The sequence below is a fragment of the Microbacterium paraoxydans genome, assembly GCF_019056515.1.
Taxonomy (GTDB): Bacteria; Actinomycetota; Actinomycetes; order Actinomycetales; family Microbacteriaceae; genus Microbacterium.
The window spans coordinates 3,242,927-3,258,484 of the sequence record NZ_CP064873.1 but is presented as its reverse complement, the minus strand read 5'-3'; the positions used below and the strand labels follow the sequence as shown (position 1 = coordinate 3,258,484).

Here is a 15,558-nt window from a genome sequence, read left to right as displayed (position 1 = left end):
CGATCAGGCGAGGACGTCGGCCCAGGCCGCGGTCCGGTCGCCGACGAGATCGGTGCCGACGACGACCCAGTCCGCCCCCGCCGCGGCGAGGGCTGCGGCGTCAGCCCGGCGCACGCCGCCGTCGACGCCGATGCGACGCGACGGCGAGGATTCCCGCAGGGCGGTGACCTTGGCGAGGACGGCGCGGTCGAAGGCACTGCCGGCCTGACCCGGCACGATCGACATGCAGAGCACCGCCATGTCCGCCGGCACGCTCGTCGCCGGCGTCTGCGGTGACACTGCCAGGCCGGGCGTGCCGCCGCGCCGCGCGATGCGATCGACGGCGGCCTCCCAGTCGTCGCTCTCGACGTGCACGATCACGAGGTCGCAGAAATCGGTCCACGGGTCGACCTCCACCGCCGAACGCCGCGCCATGACGTGTGCCTCCGCCGTCAGACCGGTCTCGGCGGCGAGGCTCGCCGCCTCCTCGGGGCGAAAGCCGCCTGCCGCGGCGAACCGTCCGTCGGTCGTGTCCCAGTGCAGGCGGCGCAGTCCGGCCGCCCGCAGCCGCTCGGCGGTCGCCCGTCGTTCGGTCGCCGGCACCGACCACAGCGACCCCGCGACCTGGATCACGCCTCCTCCGCGAGCACGGCCTGGGCGAGCGCGTGATCGGTGAACAGCTCGGTGATGAGGCCTACCCGGGAGACCGTGCGGATCGCGTCGGCTTTGGCGGCGCCGCCCGCCACCGCGACGACGCGGGGCACCCTCTGCAGCTCGGCGTAGGAGATGTTCACGCAGCGGTCCTGGAACTCCTCGTCGACCGGGGTGCCATCGCTGCCGATGAGGATCCCTGCGATGTCGGCCATGCATCCCTTCTTCAGGGCATTCGCCAGATCGTCGATGGGGAGCACGTCCCGCACCTGCGACACGGGCGGGTCCCAGGCGCCGACCGAGAGCAGGGCTGTCGTGACGGAGGGGAACAGGTCCATCGCGGAGCGGATGTCGGGGTGATTGCGCAGGCTCGCCGCGGTCTCGCGATCCCCGACGATGAGCGGGGAGAAGATGGGGTAGACCGCGCCGCCCGCGCGCCGCGAGGTCTGCCGGACGACCTCGATGGGGGAGGAGGCGAGATCGCCGGCGACCACACCGGTGAGCTGCACGATCGACAGGCGTGGCAGATGGGCGAACTGGCTCGCGGTGGCCGTGAGCGTGCGCCCCCAGGTGACGCCCAGCACCTCGTCCTCATGGAGGGTGTCGCTGAGGGCGCGGGCCGCGGCAGCGCCGATCTGGCGGCGGACGTCGTCGTCGTCGCCATGGGAACGGACGACGAGGCAGTTCTCGAGGCCGAGCTTGTCCTGCAGGCGCTGACTGAGCTCGACGTCCGGCAGACCCCAGTCGTGGATCTCGATCGTGACCACGCCCTCCTCCTTGGCGCGAGCGAGCAGCCGGGCCACCTTGAACCGGGAGATACCGAGGGCATCGGAGATCTCGACCCGGGATCGGTCCTCGAGATAATGCGCCCTGGCCACCGCGGCCATCAGTGCGCGCTCGTGTTCCAGGCCCTTCGGCCCATCGCTCGTTTGAGCGCTGAAATCACGAAATTGTGACATATGTGATTCTGCCTTCCTCCGGCTCCGGCCGCTTTCCTATGCTCAAACGTACATCCAAGCATCACAGATGAGCGAAGTGAATCTTCAGGCGCGATCGAAGGAGACGTGTTGACGGTCAATGACGACATCCTGGCGGTGGCGCGCGAGCGCTTGCGGGCCGAGGCCGATGCCGTGACGGCGCTCATCGACACGATCGACGACACGCTCGTGACCGCCGCGTCGCTGATCCTCGCCGGTACGGGCAAGCTCTTCGTCGGCGGCTCGGGGACGTCCGGCACCGTGGCCCGTCGCATGGCGCACATCCTGTCCGTCACCGGCACCCCCGCACTGCCGTTCTCCCCGATGGACGGCCTTCACGGCGCGTCCGGAGCGATCACGGCCGACGACGTCGTCCTGCTCATCTCGAACGGCGGCGCCTCCGACGAGGTCGTGCAGCTCGCCCGCATCACCCGCGGTCGCGGTGCCCGCGTCATCGCGCTCACCCGGAGCCACACGACCCCACTGGCGCAGCTCGCCGACCACAGTGTGGCCGTCGCGGTGTCGCCCTCCGCCGATATCGGCGGCATCGTGGCCACCGGCATCACCATCGCCCAGTCCGCCTGGGGTGACGCGCTCGCCGAGGTGCTCATGCGCGGCCGCGGGTACACGTGGGCGGAGTTCATGACCACGCATCCCGCCGGTGCGGTCGGTCGCCTCGAGGACCTGCCGTCGGACCCCCCGCGCATCGTCATCCCCGCTCCCGGCGGAGGTGCGCGATGATCGACGTCGTCGCCGGAGTCGACAGCTCGACGCAGTCCTGCACCGTCGAGCTCAGGGACGCCACGACCGGGGCCCTCATCGGCACCGGCCGGGCGCCGCACCCGATCACCCACCCGCCCGTGAGCACGCAGGACCCCCAGGCATGGTGGGAGGCGCTCGTCCTCGCCATGGCCGCGGCGCGGGCCGACCACGACGTCCGCATCGTCGGCGTCGGCGTCGGAGCGCAGTGCCACGGGCTCGTCGTCTCCGGCGCCGACGGAGGCGTGCTGCGCCCTGCGCGCCTGTGGAACGACACGACCTCCGCCGGTCAGGCGGCCGCGCTGGTCCAGGCCCGCCCCGCGGCGTGGTGGGCCGAGCAGATCGGCGTCGTGCCGTCGGCGGCGCTCACCCTGCCCAAGCTCGTCCAGCTCGCCGAGACGGATGCCGAGACGTGGGGCCGTACCCGCCACCTCGCCGTGCCGCACGACTGGCTGACCTTCCGCCTCACCGGCCGTCACGTCACGGACCGCTCCGATGCATCGGGCACCGGCTACTACGCGGCCGCCGCAGGGCAGTGGCGCACCGACATCCTGGACGAGTTCGTAGGACCCCGCGACTGGGCGGCCCTGCTGCCCGAGGTCCTGGGACCCGACGAGGCCGCCGGACGCATCCTCCCCGAGGCCGCCGCGGCGCTGGGCATCGATCCTGCGGCCGTCGTCAGCGCGGGCGGAGGCGACCAGCACCTCGCGGCGCAGGGCATCGGTCTCGGCACCGGCGACATCGCCTACAGCCTCGGCACCTCCGGCGTGGTGTTCGCCACCACGCCCGACCCGGTCGTCGACCCCCGCGGAGCCGTCGACGGCGTGGCCAACGTCACTGGCGGGTACCTGCCGCTCGTCTGCACGCTCAACGCCACCAAGGTCACCGACACGATGGCGCGGCTGCTCGCCGTCGACCACGCGACGCTGACGGCCCTCGCCCTCGACGCGCCGCTCGCCCCCGACCGTCCTGTGCTCGCCGCCTACCTCGACGGGGAGCGCTCGCCGCGGCTCCCCGCCGCGCGGGGCATGCTCGCCGGACTCACCACCGCGACGAGCCGCGAGCAGCTCGCCCTCGCCGCCTTCGAGGGCGTCGTGCTCGGCCTGGTCCGCGGGGAGCGGGCCCTCGCCGACCTCGGCATCCCGGTGACGGGGAACACCATCGCCATCGGTGGCGGCGCGCGGTCGCTCGCCTACCGGCAGGTGATCGCCGACCTCACGGGTCGCCCGGTGCACACCGTCGACGCGCCCGAGGGCACCGCGCGCGGCGCCGCCGTGCAGGCCGCGGCCGTGTGGCGCGGGACCACGGTCGCCGCCGTGACCGCGGAGTGGCGGCCGGAGATCACCTCCGTCACCGCCCCCGCCGCCGATCGCACCGACATCGCGGACCGCTACCTCGAGCTCGCCGAGCTCCAGGCCGACGGCCGACGGTTCTAGGCGGACGCATGCCCGCTTCCACAGGAGAGAGAGGACACCCATGACGGAGATCCCCACCACCATGACCGCCAGCGTGCTGCGGGGGGTGAAGGACCTGGCGCTCGAGGAGCGCCCCGTCCCGGTCCCCGCGGCCGACGAGGTGCTGATCGAGGTCGCCAGCGTCGGCGTCTGCGGCTCCGACGTGCACTACTACGAGCACGGCCGCATCGGCCCGTACGTCGTCGACAGCCCGCTCATCCTCGGCCACGAGGTGAGCGGACGCATCGTCGCGGTGGGTGCGGACGTCGACCCGGCGCGGATCGGCCGGCGCGTCGCCATCGAGCCGCAGCGGCCCTGCCGCCGCTGCGACTTCTGCCGGGCGGGCGACTACAACCTCTGCCCGCAGATGGCCTTCTACGCCACCCCGCCCGTGGACGGCGCGTTCTGCGACTACGTGCTCATCCAGGACGACTTCGCCTACGACGTCCCCGACTCGATCAGCGATCACGCCGCCGCCCTCATGGAGCCGCTGTCGGTCGGGATCGCGGCCGCGCAGAAGGGCGGCATCAAGGTCGGCGACACCGTGCTGATCGCCGGAGGCGGTCCCATCGGCATCATCACGGCGCAGGTCGCGAAAGCATTCGGTGCGGTCGACGTCGTGATCGCCGACATCAACCCGGCCCGCCGCGAGCTCGCCGCGTCGTACGGTGCGCGCACGATCGATCCGGCCGCCGACTCCACGGTGGAGCTGGAGGCGAACGTGTTCATCGACGCCTCCGGCGCGACGCCCGCCATCGTCAACGGCATCCGCTCCACCCGGGCCGGCGGCACGGTCGTGCTCGTGGGCAGCGCCGACGAGTTCCCGCTGTCGGTGCCCGAGGTCGCCATGCGCGAGCTCAACGTCACCGGCATCTTCCGGTACACCGGCACGTGGCCCATCGCCCGCGCGCTCCTCGAATCCGGTCAGGTGGAGCTCGACTCGCTCGTGACCCACGTCTACGGCATCGAGCAGGTGGAGGAGGCGCTGTCGGGCGAGGGATCGATCGACTCCCTCAAGCGCATCGTCCTGCCCCGCGTCCGGCGCGTCGACGAGCCCGCCGTGAAGGCGGCGTCATGACCGAGGCCCTGCTCTCGGTCGAGGGCGTCTCGAAGTCGTTCCCCGGGGTGAAGGCCCTGGACGACGTCTCGTTCGACGTGCGTCCCGGCACCGTCCACGCCCTGTGCGGAGAGAACGGCGCCGGCAAGTCGACGCTGATGAAGATCATCAACGGCATCTACCAGCCCGACGCCGGGACCATCCGGGTGCGCGGCGAGGAGGTGCGGATCAAGAACCCCATCGACGCCCGCGCCCGCGGCATCGCGATGATCTCGCAGGAGCTCAACTACGTGCCCGGCATGACCATCGCCGAGAGCTTCTTCCTGGGCCGCTTGCCGATGAAGTTCGGCAAGGTCGACTGGCGGTTCATCCGCAGCGAGGCCCGGCGCATCCTCGCCGAGGAGGGGCTCGACTTCTCCATCAACCGCCGTCTCGGCACCCTCACCGTGTCGGAGATCCAGACGCTCGAGATCCTCCGCGCCGTGTACCACAGCGCGGACGTGCTGATCATGGACGAGCCGACCTCGGCGATCGCGCACAAGGAGGTCGAGTCGCTGTTCGCGAAGATCCGCGACCTGCGCGCCCAGGGCAAGTCGATCATCTACATCTCGCACAAGATGGACGAGGTCTTCGAGCTGGCCGACGACATCAGCGTGCTGCGGGACGGCACGGTGGTGAGCTCGCAGCCGGCCTCCGAGATCACGTCGAGCCAGGTGATCGCGCAGATGGTGGGCCGTGACCTCGACCACCAGTCCTACCCGAAGGAGCGCGTCGAGATCGGCGACACGGTCTTCCGGGCCACCGGGCTGTCCGCCGAGCACATGTTCGAGGACATCGACCTGCACATCCGCGCCGGCGAGATCGTCGGGCTCGCCGGGCTCATCGGCGCCGGGCGCAGCGAGGTCATCCGCGCCGTGTTCGGCCTCGACAAGCTGGACGCCGGGGAGATCGAGGTCGACACGCAGACCGTGAAGATCAAGAACCCGACCCAGGCGATCAAGGCGGGCGTCGCGATGCTGTCCGAGGACCGCCGGCTGGTGGGGATCGTCCCGCAGCTGAGCATCATGAAGAACGCCACCCTCGCCAGCCTCCGCAAGGTGATCCACGGCGGCTTCGCCCGGCGTCGGGAGGAGGAGGAGCTCGTCACCGAGTACTTCCGGAAGATGAACGTCAAGGCGCCGAGCCTGCAGACGCGCATCGCGAACCTCAGCGGCGGCAACCAGCAGAAGGTGCTCCTGGCCCGCTGGCTGATCGCCGATCCGAAGGTGCTCCTCCTCGACGAGCCGACGCGCGGCATCGATGTGGGCGCGAAGTTCGAGATCTACAAGATCATGACCGAGCTCGCCCGCCAGGGACGCGGCATCCTCATGATCTCGTCCGAGCTCCCCGAGCTCATCGGCATGTGCGACCGCATCTACGTGATGTCGGCCGGACGCCTCACCGCGGAGCTGACGCCCGATCAGTTCTCGCAGGAAACCATCCTCACCTACGCCATGAATGAAATCGAGGTGGCATGACAATGCTCCAGACACTGAAGAGACTCGAGGTGAACCGCTTCTCGATCTACATCATCCTGCTGGTGGTGATCGTCGCGGCGAGCTTCCTGAGCCCGAACTTCCTGAGTTCGGACAACATCTTCAACGTGCTGCGCCAGGTCGCGGTGATCACGATCCTCGCCTTCGGGGCGATGACGCTGATCATCGGCGGCATGATCGACCTGTCCGCCGGCGCCGTCATGGCGTTCGCGGGTGTCGTGTCGGTGCTGGTCTACAAGTCGACGGGCAACCTGCTGCTCGCGATCCTCGCCGGCATCCTCATCGGCATGCTGTGCAACCTGGTGAACGCCTTCCTCGTCGCGACGTTGAAGACCCCCGCGTTCATCGTGACGCTCGGGATGATGCTGATGGCCCGCGGCGCGGTGCTGGAGCTGACCCAGGGGCAGAACGTCCTCCAGCTGGGCGACTTCATCCTCATCGGCCAGGGCAACCTCGGCTGGCTGCCGATCCCGGTGCTCGTGCTGATCGGCGTGACGATCGTGATCTGGTATCTCATGAACCAGACCAGGTACGGCCGCTCGGTCTACGCGGTGGGCGGCAACGAGGAGGCGGCACGCGCCGCCGGAATCTCCGTGGAGCGCGTGAAGTACCAGGCGTTCCTCGTGAACGGCGCCCTGGTCGGCATCGCCGGTGTCATCTTCATGTCCCGCGTCAACGCCGGTCTCCCCAACGCGGGCGTCGGCTACGAGCTGCAGGCCATCACCGCCCCGATCATCGGTGGCACGAGCTTCTCCGGCGGCGTCGGCACCGTGATGGGCACCCTCGCCGGTGCGCTCATCGTCGGCATCCTCGGCAACATCATGAACCTCATCGGGATCGGCTCGTACATCCAGCAGATCGTGATGGGCGCGATCATCGTCGTCGCCGTCGCCTACGACGTGTTCAGCAAGCGCGGCAAGGCCAAGACCACGATCCTCAAGTCCGACGCGAAGGGCGATCCCTTCCCTGTCGGAGCATCCGCATCCGCATCCGACCCGGGAGGCGGCAGGACGTCGTCCTGACCGCGCCCACCCGACCGCTTCACCCCACCCAGAGAAACAGGAGAAGACAATGAAGAGTCTTACCCGCAGGATCATCGCGTTCGGCGCCGCTGCCGCCGCGGCGATCAGCCTCGCCGGCTGCGCCGTCACCACCGGGAACCCGACCGGGAACGGCGGAGGCGGTGGCTCCGAGGACAAGGACGAGTACCGCGTCGCGTACATCGCCCGTGCGCAGGCCGACTCGTTCGCCGCCTGGCTCGCGAACGAGATGAAGACGGCCGCCGGCGAGTACGACGACATCACCCTCGAGGTCTTCGACGGCCAGGCCGACGACGAGATCGAGAACAAGATGATCGAGAACGCGATCGCGAACAAGTTCGACGCGATCATCGTCCAGGCCAACAACGCCGACGCACAGCTGCCGTACATCCAGCAGGCCATCGACGCGGGCATCGTGACCATCACGACCAACCCGCGCGTGGAGGGCCTGACCGGTGGCGACTCGGTCGACGCCGACCCCTACAAGCAGGGCGCGGTCGTCGCCGAGCTCGCGGTGGAGCAGATCCCGGACGGGGCCAACGTCGTGGTGCTGAACGGCCCGGCCGGCAACTTCCACAGCACGGCTCGCCGCGACGCCTGGGAGAAGGAGTTCTTCGCCGAGCGTCCCGACGTGACCATCGTCGCCGAGGACATCGCGAACTGGAACAAGGACGAGGCGATGACCCTGATGGAGGACTGGTCGCTGGCCAACTCCGACATCGACGCGATCATCTCGATGAACGACAACATGGCCTCCGGTGCGCTGGAGGCGGTGAAGGGCAAGGGCGGCTTCGACGGCATCCTCGCCTACGGCGTCGACGGCACCCCCGAGGCCGTCCTGCTGATCGAGGCCGGCACCATGACCGCCACCTCCCTGCAGAACGCCCGCGAGCTGGCGGAGCTCAACCTCAAGGCCGTGCACGATCTCCTGACGGGCGCGGAGGACGAGGTGAACGTCGACATCGGCAACCCGCTCATCACGAAGGACGGCGTCCAGGAGTACATCGACCTGTACAAGGAAGCCGGACTGCTCGACCAGTGACACCGGCCGGGGGAGCGGGCACCCGCCCGCTCCCCCGATCCGTGCCCGACCACCGCCGAGGACCGCTGATGCACGCACTCACCGCCGCCGATGCCCTGACACGGGTGCGGGAACTGTCCCGCGACGGGCGGCCGTTCCTGCTCGGCGTCGTCGGGCCGCCCGGGGCCGGCAAGTCCACCCTCGCCGAGCGGCTCGGGATGCCGGTCCTCCCGATGGACGGGTTCCACCTCGCCAACGACGACCTCGATCGCCGCGGACTCCGCGACCGCAAAGGGGCACCGGAGACGTTCGACGTCGCCGGTTTCGCGGCCCTCCTCGGCCGCCTCCGCGCGGGGGAGGACGTGCGCGCCCCGCGGTTCGACCGCGACATCGACGCCGCGGTCGCCGAGATGCTGCCGCTCTCCGCCCGGGATCGCGTGATCGTGGTGGAGGGCAACTACCTGCTGCACGACGCCGACGGGTGGGAGCACGTGCGCCCCCTGCTCGACGAGACCTGGTACCTCGACGTGCCCGAGGACCTGCGGCTGCGTCGTCTCGTCGCCCGCCACGAGGCGTACGGGAGGTCGCACACCGACGCCGTCGCCTGGGCGACCGACGTCGACGGCCCCAACGCCGTCCTCATCCGCGCGACCCGGCATCGGGCCGACGCCATCATCACCCTGAACGAAGGAGACGACGCATGAGCGTCATGGATGCATTCGCCCTCACCGGCAAGACGGCGCTGGTCACCGGCGCCACCCGCGGCCTCGGGCGCGAGTTCGCCCGTGCCCTCACCGAGGCCGGCGCCGACGTGGTCGTCCACGGCCGGGACGAGGCCGCAGCGAAGGAGACCGCGGCCGAGATCGAGGCCGTCGGCCGGCGGGCCTGGGTCGTGCTCGGCGACCTCACCGAGCGCTCCTCCGTTGACCGCATCGCGGCGGAGGCGATCGAGGCTGTGGGCGGGCGTCTCGACATCCTCATCAACAACGCGGGCGCCTGCATCCACCGCCCGGCGCTCGAGGTGACGGACGACGAGTGGGCGCACGTCATCGACACGAACCTCACCGCCTTGTGGCGACTGTCGCAGACGGTCGGTGCGCACATGGTGGCGCGCGGCTCCGGGTCGATCGTGAACGTCGGCTCCATCTCGGCCCAGATCGTCAACCGCCCGCAGATGCAGCCCGCCTACAACGCCTCCAAGGCCGCGGTGCACCACCTCACCAAGTCGCTGGCGGCCGAGTGGGCGCCGGCGGGGGTGCGCGTGAACGCCGTGGCGCCCGGCTACATCAAGACCGACATGTCGCCGGTGGACGAGCCGCGCTTCCGACGGTTCTGGATCGAGGACTCCGCGCAGCAGCGCTACGCCACGCCGAGCGAGGTCAGCCCGTCGGTGGTCTTCCTCGCGTCGGATGCCGCGAGCTTCATGTCCGGCACCGTCCTGGTGGTCGACGGCGGCTACACACTGTTCTGACCCCGCACGTGCGAGCGCCCGCTTCCGGGGAGGAGAGCGGGCGCTCGTGCGTGTACGGAATCAGTCCGCGCCGTCGGCCTCGGGCATGCCAGGACCGGGGCCCGGACGCACCTCGGCATCGTCCCGGATGTCGATACGGGTGTTGCCGTCGTGCTCCGAGACGTCCACGCGCGGCGCGGCGTCGGCCTCCGTGGCGTCGGGGGCCGAGGTCAGCTGGTCGTGACGGTTCTCCTCGAACGTCTCGTCGGCGGTGTCGTCAGGCGTGCTCATGGCTCTCCTTCGTGTCGGCGGTCTTCGAGCGGTTGCGGGTCCACCGGGCGACAGCGTAGAGCACGCCGCCGACGGCGAGCAGGATGGCGCCGAAGAGCCACACCTGCGGGCGCTGCTGGGTGAGCAGCAGGATGCACGACGCGATGCCGAGCACCGGGACGAACGTCCACACGCGGAAGTGGTCGTGCTCGACCTTGTCGCGGCGCAGGACCAGCACCGAGATGTTCACGCTGAGGAACACGACGAGCAGCAGCAGCACGACGGTCTCGGCGAGCGTCGCGAGGTCTCCGACCAGCGTGAGGCCCATGGCCACGAGCGTCGTGGTGAGGATCGCCACCCACGGGGTCTTCCGCTTCGGCAGCACGCGTCCGAGCACCGACGGCAGGAGGTTCTGCTCGGCCATTCCGTAGGTGAGGCGGCTGACCATGATCATCGTCAGCAGGGCGCCGTTGGCGACGGCGATGAGCGCGATGAGGCTGAACATCCAGGACGGGACGCTGACCCCGGTGGCCTCGACGACCGCGAGCAGCGGGCCGCTGGACTCCTGCAGCTCGGAGGCCGGCAGCGCGACGGCGCTGGCGATGCCGACGAGCACGTACACGACGCCGGCGGTGAGGAGCGCGCCGAACAACGCGCGCGGGTAGGTCCGCCGGGGGTTCTTGACCTCTTCGATCATGTTGGCCGAGGTCTCGAAGCCGACGAACGAGTAGTACGCGATCACTGCGCCGGAGAGCACCGCGAGGGCGACGTTCGCCCCCTCGGGCACCTGCGTCGCCCGGGACAGATCGCCGCCTCCGCCGCCGACGAACACCGCGACGACGACGATCACGATCACGAGGCCGCTGAGTTCGATCGCCGTCATCACGAGGTTCGCGCCCATCGATTCGCGGATGCCGCGGGCGTTGAGCAGGCCGACGATCGCGAGGAAGACGATCGCGACCGGGATCGTCGGCAGGTCGATGAAGGTGCTGAGGTAGTCGCCGGCGAAGGCGATGGCGAGACCGGCCGCGCTCGTCACGCCGGCCGCGAGCATGCTGAAGCCGACGAGGAAGGAGACCAGCGGGCTGCGGAACGCCCGCTCGGCGAACACCGCGGCGCCGCCCGCGCGGGGGTACTTGGTGACGAGCTCGGCATACGACCCTGCGGTGAGCATGGCGAGGAGAAGCGCGAGGACGAGCGGTGCCCAGAGCAGGCCGCCCACGTCCTCCGAGAGCACACCCATCAGCGCGTAGATCCCCGCCCCCAGCACGTCGCCGAGGATGAACGCGAACAACAGGGGGCCGGTGATGGCGCGGCGCAGCCGGGTTGGGTTCTCGGCGCGCGGCTCGGTCTGGACGGTCATCCTTGCACGGTAGGGGCCGGGACTCCGGCGGGCGACGGGCTTGACAGTTCCGCCGCCAATGAGCCAGCGAGAGCCGACCGCGCGCTATCCTCGGTGCCGCAAGGCGGGTCGTCGCCCGGGCCGTTCCGGGGAGACGGGGGGCCGCCTGCGATCCCACAGAAGGACACCATCATGACCGGTACACCTCGAAAGGCGCTCGCAGAAGCGGTCGCCACGTTCCTCTTCGTCCTCGCCATCATCGCCGCGGTGAACAGCGGAAGCCCGCTCACCCCGCTCGCGATCGGCTTCACGCTGATGGTGCTCGTGTACTCCACGGGCCACATCTCCGGCGCCCACCTCAACCCGGCGGTCTCGCTGGGCGTGTTCCTGCGCGGTGGGCTCAGCGTCGCCGACTTCGTCTCCTACCTCGTCGCGCAGTTCGCCGGTGGGGCGCTCGCGGCTCTCGTGGCCCTCGCCGTCTGGCCGGCAGGGGAGAAGGCGATGGTCATCGAGGTCGGCCCGGCATTCCTCGTCGAGGCGCTGTTCACGCTGATCCTCGTCTGGGTCGTGCTGAACTCCGCCACCTCGAAGGACACTGCGGGCAACTCGTTCTACGGGCTCGCGATCGGTGCGACCGTCTTCGTCGGTGCGGCGACGGTCGGCTCCATCTCGGGCGGCGGATTCAACCCGGCGGTGGCCCTCGGCCTCTCGGTCAGCGGGCACTTCGCGTGGGGCTCGCTCTGGCTGTACATCGTGGCCCCCGCGGTCGGTGCCATCATCGCCGCCCTGCTGTTCCGGGTGCTCAACGCCGACGATGCGCGGAAGATCGCCGCGGACGCCGAGTAGAAGCCTCGCCTCGGAGCGCCGCATCCCTCCCGGGGTGCGGCGCTTCGTCGTCTCGTCAGCGGCGTCGGCTCCGTCGGCGCAGCGCGGCGGACGTGACGGCCACCACCGTTCCGACCACGACGCCGATGATCGTCTCCAGCACACGGTCGGTCAGCAGGTCGGCGACAGGAGTCGGCGCGGCCAGGTGCACCATCAGGAGCGCGAGCGGGGTGACGAACACCATCGCGATGCCGTAGTTGCGGCCGATGAACAGTTCGGCCGTCCCCTGCAGGACCACCACGACGGCGATCACGGCGAGCGGCGGCATGTCGAGGGCGAGGATCCCGGCGGCGACCAGCACGCCGAGCAGCGTGCCGACGAGGCGCTGGATGCCGCGGATCACGCGGGCGGTGAGCTGTGCGCCGCTGACCGCCGCGACCGCGCCGACCGCCGCCCAGTACCAGTGGGTGCCGCCGAGGAGCAGGCCGACCACACCCGCTCCGACGATCGCGGCGGCGACCGAGGCGGCCATCTCGGCGGCGACCGGCCCGACGGCCGGGCGTGCCTTCGGTGCCGCCTCCGCCGTGGTCCGGGTGACGACGGCGACCAGGGCGGTGAGCGCGAGGCCGAAGAGCACGCTCGCCCCGCCGACCAGCAGGACCGCGCCGAAGGAGGCGCCGGTGGCGGGGATGGTCGCGCACGCCCCGGTCGCGAAGACCGTGAACAGCGGACCGGGCGGGTGCCACTGCAGGACGTAGGCGAGCAGCGTCACGGCCGACGCGACGAGGGCGACGACGACGATGCTCAGCACGGCGGGGGCGGCGAGGACCGATAGGGCCGTGCCGATCAGCATCGCGCCGAGCAGCACGCCGCCGGCGCTGGCCTGCATGCGGATCCGGTCGCGGAAGACGTCGTGCCGGCCGTAGAGTGCGGCGAAGGCGCCGAAGCTCGCATAGATGCTGAGGTCGAGCCGGCCGACGGCCCACAGCACGAGGAGCGGGACGGCGACACTGACCGCGGCGCGCAGGGCGACCCGGTGATCCCCGCGGTGCGGACCGACGCGGAGGACTCCCGTCCACACCCGTCCCTGCGATTCCGTCACCGATCAAGCCTACGTCCGTCGCTCGGCGACGATGTGCGAGGGTGGGAGGGATGACCACTCCGCCTCCGCCGCGCCGCACCCTCCTGGTCGGCTTCGGGAAACTCGGCACCCGGCTCGCTCCGCTGCTCCTCGCGGACGGTGGTGAGGTCCTGGCCCTCCGCCGCAGTGACGGACCCGTGCCGGACGGGGTGACGGCGCTCGCGGCCGATCTGACCGTTCCGCTCACCACGCCGCTGCCCGAGGTCGACGCGGTTGTGATGACCCTGCCGCCCGGTCCGGACGTGTCGTCGTATCGCACGGCGCTCGCGCATCTCGCGGCGGCGTTGCCGGCCCGGCCGACGCGGACGGTCTTCGTCTCGTCCACCGGGGTGTTCGACGGCGCCGGGAGCTCCGAGCCCGTGACCGAGCGGGTCGAGCCGGCACCCACCACCGACCGGGGCCGCGGTCTGCGGGACGGCGAGAAGGCGGCCGTCGAGCTCTTCAACGCGGTGGTCGTGCGCCCCGCGGGCATCTACGGTCCCGGGCGCGAGTTCCTCCTCCGGAAGGTCAGGGAGGGGGCACCCGTCACGCACCGCCGCCGCACGAACCGGATCCACGAGACCGATCTCGTACGCATTCTCGACCTGCTGCTGCGGATGCCGGAGCCCCCGGCGCTCGTGCACGCCGTCGACCAGGCGCCCGCCCCCCTGGGAGACGTCGTGACCTTCCTCGCCGACCGCCTCGGCGTGCCCGTGCCCCCGGACGACGGCGGTGCGGTGAGCGGCTTCGTCTACGACGGCTCGCTGGTGCATGCGGTCCTCGGCAGGCTGGACTACCCGACCTACGAGGACGGCTACGCGGACATGATCGACCGGGACTGAGGCCGTTCCGAGCGTCCGTCGTCCGGCGTACCGTGGGCGCATGACGAATGCGCAGACGGCCGTCGAGGTCGTCGACTGGCGGCGGCGGGTGTTCGCCCTGTACGAAGCGGTGCGACGGGCCGACTCCCCGGAGGAGGCGCACGAGCTGTGGCGGATCGAGCGCGACGAGCTGCTGCTGCGGCACCCGGCGACGCCCCTCCTCCCGCAGGACAGGGCGCTGTTCGAGGGGCTGCCGATCGCCTCGTACGACCCCGCCTGGCGGTTCGAGCTCCCGATCCTCGACACGGAGCCGGCCACGTTCGAGTTCGCCACGGGGACGGACGGCATCGTGCCGTTCGAGCGCGTCGGCGTCGTGGAGATCCCTGACGTCGGGTCTCTCGACGTGTGGCGGCTCGCCTCCTACGGCGGCGGCCTGTTCGTGCCAGTGCGCGATTCCTACGCGCCGGGCAGAGCGGGGGGACGTACGGCGGCGGGCGGTACCTCATCGACACGATCAAGGGTGCCGACCTCGGGGCCGACCCGCGCCGCGGCACGCTCGTGCTCGACTTCAACTTCGCGTACAACCCGTCCTGCGCCTACGACCCGGCGTGGGCGTGCCCGCTGGCGCCACCCGGCAACGTGCTGACGGTGCCGGTCCCGGTCGGAGAGCTCCGATGAGGCCGCTGCGGTACGCGATCAACGTGACGCTCGACGGCTGCTGCCATCACGAAGCGGGACTCCCGCCCGACGAGGAGTCGATGCGCTTCTGGACCGCGGAGCTGCAGCGCGCCGACGCTCTGCTCTACGGCCGGGTGACGTACGACATGATGCGGGCCGCGTGGCGGCGTCCGGAATCCGGGGTCTGGCCGGGCTGGATGGAGGAATGGGAGACGCCCTTCGCCGAGACCATCGATCGCCTGCCGAAGCATGTGGTGTCGGCGACGCTCGATGCCGTCGACTGGAACGCGGACCTCGTGCGCGGCGACCTCGCCGAGGCGGTGCGGGGGTTGATGGATCAGCCGGGGGAGGGCTTGTCGGTCGGCGGAGTGGCTCTGCCCGCGGCGCTCGCCGACCTCGGGTTGATCGACGAGTACCTGTTCGTGGTCCACCCGGTCGTCGCGGGGCATGGTCCTCGGCTGCTCGACGGCGTGCGCGAGCGTCTTCGGCTCGAGCTCGTGGAGCGGCGGGAGTTCCGCTCCGGCGCCGTCGCGCAGCGGTACCGTCCGGCGGCGTGAGCGACGCACAGCAGCCCCGACG

The 15,558-nt window shown here is 70.8% G+C and carries 16 protein-coding genes and 1 pseudogene; 12 read left to right on the top strand and 5 right to left on the bottom strand.

Going from position 1 to position 15,558, the window contains the following annotated elements; translation table 11 throughout:
- Positions 1 to 3 precede the first annotated feature (3 nt).
- Positions 4 to 612 (bottom strand): hypothetical protein, encoded by a 609-nt coding sequence (locus IZR02_RS15940; RefSeq protein WP_025102720.1) that lies wholly within the window; start codon positions 610 to 612, stop codon positions 4 to 6.
- Positions 609 to 1,517, bottom strand: coding sequence for a sugar-binding transcriptional regulator (locus IZR02_RS15935; RefSeq protein ID WP_025102719.1), 909 nt, complete (start codon positions 1,515 to 1,517; stop codon positions 609 to 611). Before IZR02_RS15935 ends, IZR02_RS15940 begins: the two co-directional genes overlap by 4 nt.
- 180 nt (positions 1,518 to 1,697) lie before the next feature.
- On the opposite strand from IZR02_RS15935, the gene IZR02_RS15930 reads away from it, so the two are divergent.
- The 8 genes from IZR02_RS15930 to IZR02_RS15895 all read left to right on the top strand — a co-directional run bounded on the left by IZR02_RS15930 (position 1,698) and on the right by IZR02_RS15895 (position 9,944).
- Positions 1,698 to 2,348 (top strand): SIS domain-containing protein, encoded by a 651-nt coding sequence (locus IZR02_RS15930; protein ID WP_051582168.1) that lies wholly within the window; start codon positions 1,698 to 1,700, stop codon positions 2,346 to 2,348.
- A complete protein-coding gene (locus IZR02_RS15925) occupies positions 2,345 to 3,802 on the top strand; it encodes an FGGY family carbohydrate kinase (RefSeq protein ID WP_051582167.1) in 1,458 nt (485 codons plus the stop codon). Before IZR02_RS15930 ends, IZR02_RS15925 begins: the two co-directional genes overlap by 4 nt.
- A 40-nt stretch (positions 3,803 to 3,842) precedes the next feature.
- Positions 3,843 to 4,898, top strand: coding sequence for an NAD(P)-dependent alcohol dehydrogenase (locus tag IZR02_RS15920; protein ID WP_025102716.1), 1,056 nt, complete (start codon positions 3,843 to 3,845; stop codon positions 4,896 to 4,898).
- Positions 4,895 to 6,394 (top strand): sugar ABC transporter ATP-binding protein, encoded by a 1,500-nt coding sequence (locus tag IZR02_RS15915; protein WP_025102715.1) that lies wholly within the window; start codon positions 4,895 to 4,897, stop codon positions 6,392 to 6,394. Before IZR02_RS15920 ends, IZR02_RS15915 begins: the two co-directional genes overlap by 4 nt.
- Positions 6,395 to 6,396: 2 nt before the next feature.
- Complete coding sequence (locus IZR02_RS15910) at positions 6,397 to 7,434, top strand: ABC transporter permease (RefSeq protein WP_025102714.1); 1,038 nt, start codon at positions 6,397 to 6,399, stop codon at positions 7,432 to 7,434.
- A gap of 49 nt (positions 7,435 to 7,483) precedes the next feature.
- Positions 7,484 to 8,494, top strand: a complete 1,011-nt coding sequence (locus IZR02_RS15905; protein WP_025102713.1) for a sugar ABC transporter substrate-binding protein — start codon at positions 7,484 to 7,486, stop codon at positions 8,492 to 8,494.
- Between the two features lie 68 nt (positions 8,495 to 8,562).
- The gene (locus tag IZR02_RS15900; RefSeq protein WP_025102712.1) at positions 8,563 to 9,177 is read left to right on the top strand and encodes a nucleoside/nucleotide kinase family protein; all 615 of its coding nucleotides are present in this window, start codon (positions 8,563 to 8,565) and stop codon (positions 9,175 to 9,177) included.
- Positions 9,174 to 9,944: an SDR family NAD(P)-dependent oxidoreductase gene (locus IZR02_RS15895; RefSeq protein ID WP_025102711.1), complete on the top strand. Its 771-nt coding sequence runs from the start codon at positions 9,174 to 9,176 to the stop codon at positions 9,942 to 9,944. The genes IZR02_RS15900 and IZR02_RS15895 overlap by 4 nt, the downstream gene beginning before the upstream one ends.
- A 60-nt stretch (positions 9,945 to 10,004) precedes the next feature.
- Here the strand turns inward: IZR02_RS15895 and IZR02_RS15890 are convergent, their stop codons facing one another.
- Positions 10,005 to 10,214, bottom strand: coding sequence for a hypothetical protein (locus tag IZR02_RS15890; RefSeq protein WP_025102710.1), 210 nt, complete (start codon positions 10,212 to 10,214; stop codon positions 10,005 to 10,007).
- Complete coding sequence (locus tag IZR02_RS15885; protein ID WP_025102709.1) at positions 10,201 to 11,556, bottom strand: APC family permease; 1,356 nt, start codon at positions 11,554 to 11,556, stop codon at positions 10,201 to 10,203. Before IZR02_RS15885 ends, IZR02_RS15890 begins: the two co-directional genes overlap by 14 nt.
- Positions 11,557 to 11,727: 171 nt before the next feature.
- On the opposite strand from IZR02_RS15885, the gene IZR02_RS15880 reads away from it, so the two are divergent.
- Positions 11,728 to 12,381: an MIP/aquaporin family protein gene (locus tag IZR02_RS15880; RefSeq protein ID WP_025102708.1), complete on the top strand. Its 654-nt coding sequence runs from the start codon at positions 11,728 to 11,730 to the stop codon at positions 12,379 to 12,381.
- A 55-nt stretch (positions 12,382 to 12,436) separates the two neighbouring features.
- Here the strand turns inward: IZR02_RS15880 and IZR02_RS15875 are convergent, their stop codons facing one another.
- Complete coding sequence (locus IZR02_RS15875) at positions 12,437 to 13,462, bottom strand: FUSC family protein (protein ID WP_025102707.1); 1,026 nt, start codon at positions 13,460 to 13,462, stop codon at positions 12,437 to 12,439.
- Between the two features lie 50 nt (positions 13,463 to 13,512).
- Here IZR02_RS15875 and IZR02_RS15870 point away from each other — a divergent pair, with 50 nt between their 5' ends.
- The 3 genes and pseudogenes from IZR02_RS15870 (at position 13,513) to IZR02_RS15860 (ending at position 15,536) form a co-directional block, all read left to right on the top strand.
- On the top strand, positions 13,513 to 14,322 hold the full coding sequence (locus IZR02_RS15870; RefSeq protein ID WP_025102706.1) for a sugar nucleotide-binding protein: 810 nt from the start codon (positions 13,513 to 13,515) through the stop codon (positions 14,320 to 14,322).
- A gap of 40 nt (positions 14,323 to 14,362) precedes the next feature.
- Positions 14,363 to 14,979: pseudogene (locus IZR02_RS15865) on the top strand (DUF1684 domain-containing protein).
- Entirely contained in the window at positions 14,976 to 15,536 is a 561-nt protein-coding gene (locus IZR02_RS15860; RefSeq protein ID WP_025102705.1) for a dihydrofolate reductase family protein, read from the top strand. The pseudogene IZR02_RS15865 and the gene IZR02_RS15860 overlap by 4 nt, the downstream one beginning before the upstream one ends.
- The last annotated feature ends 22 nt before the right edge of the window (positions 15,537 to 15,558 follow it).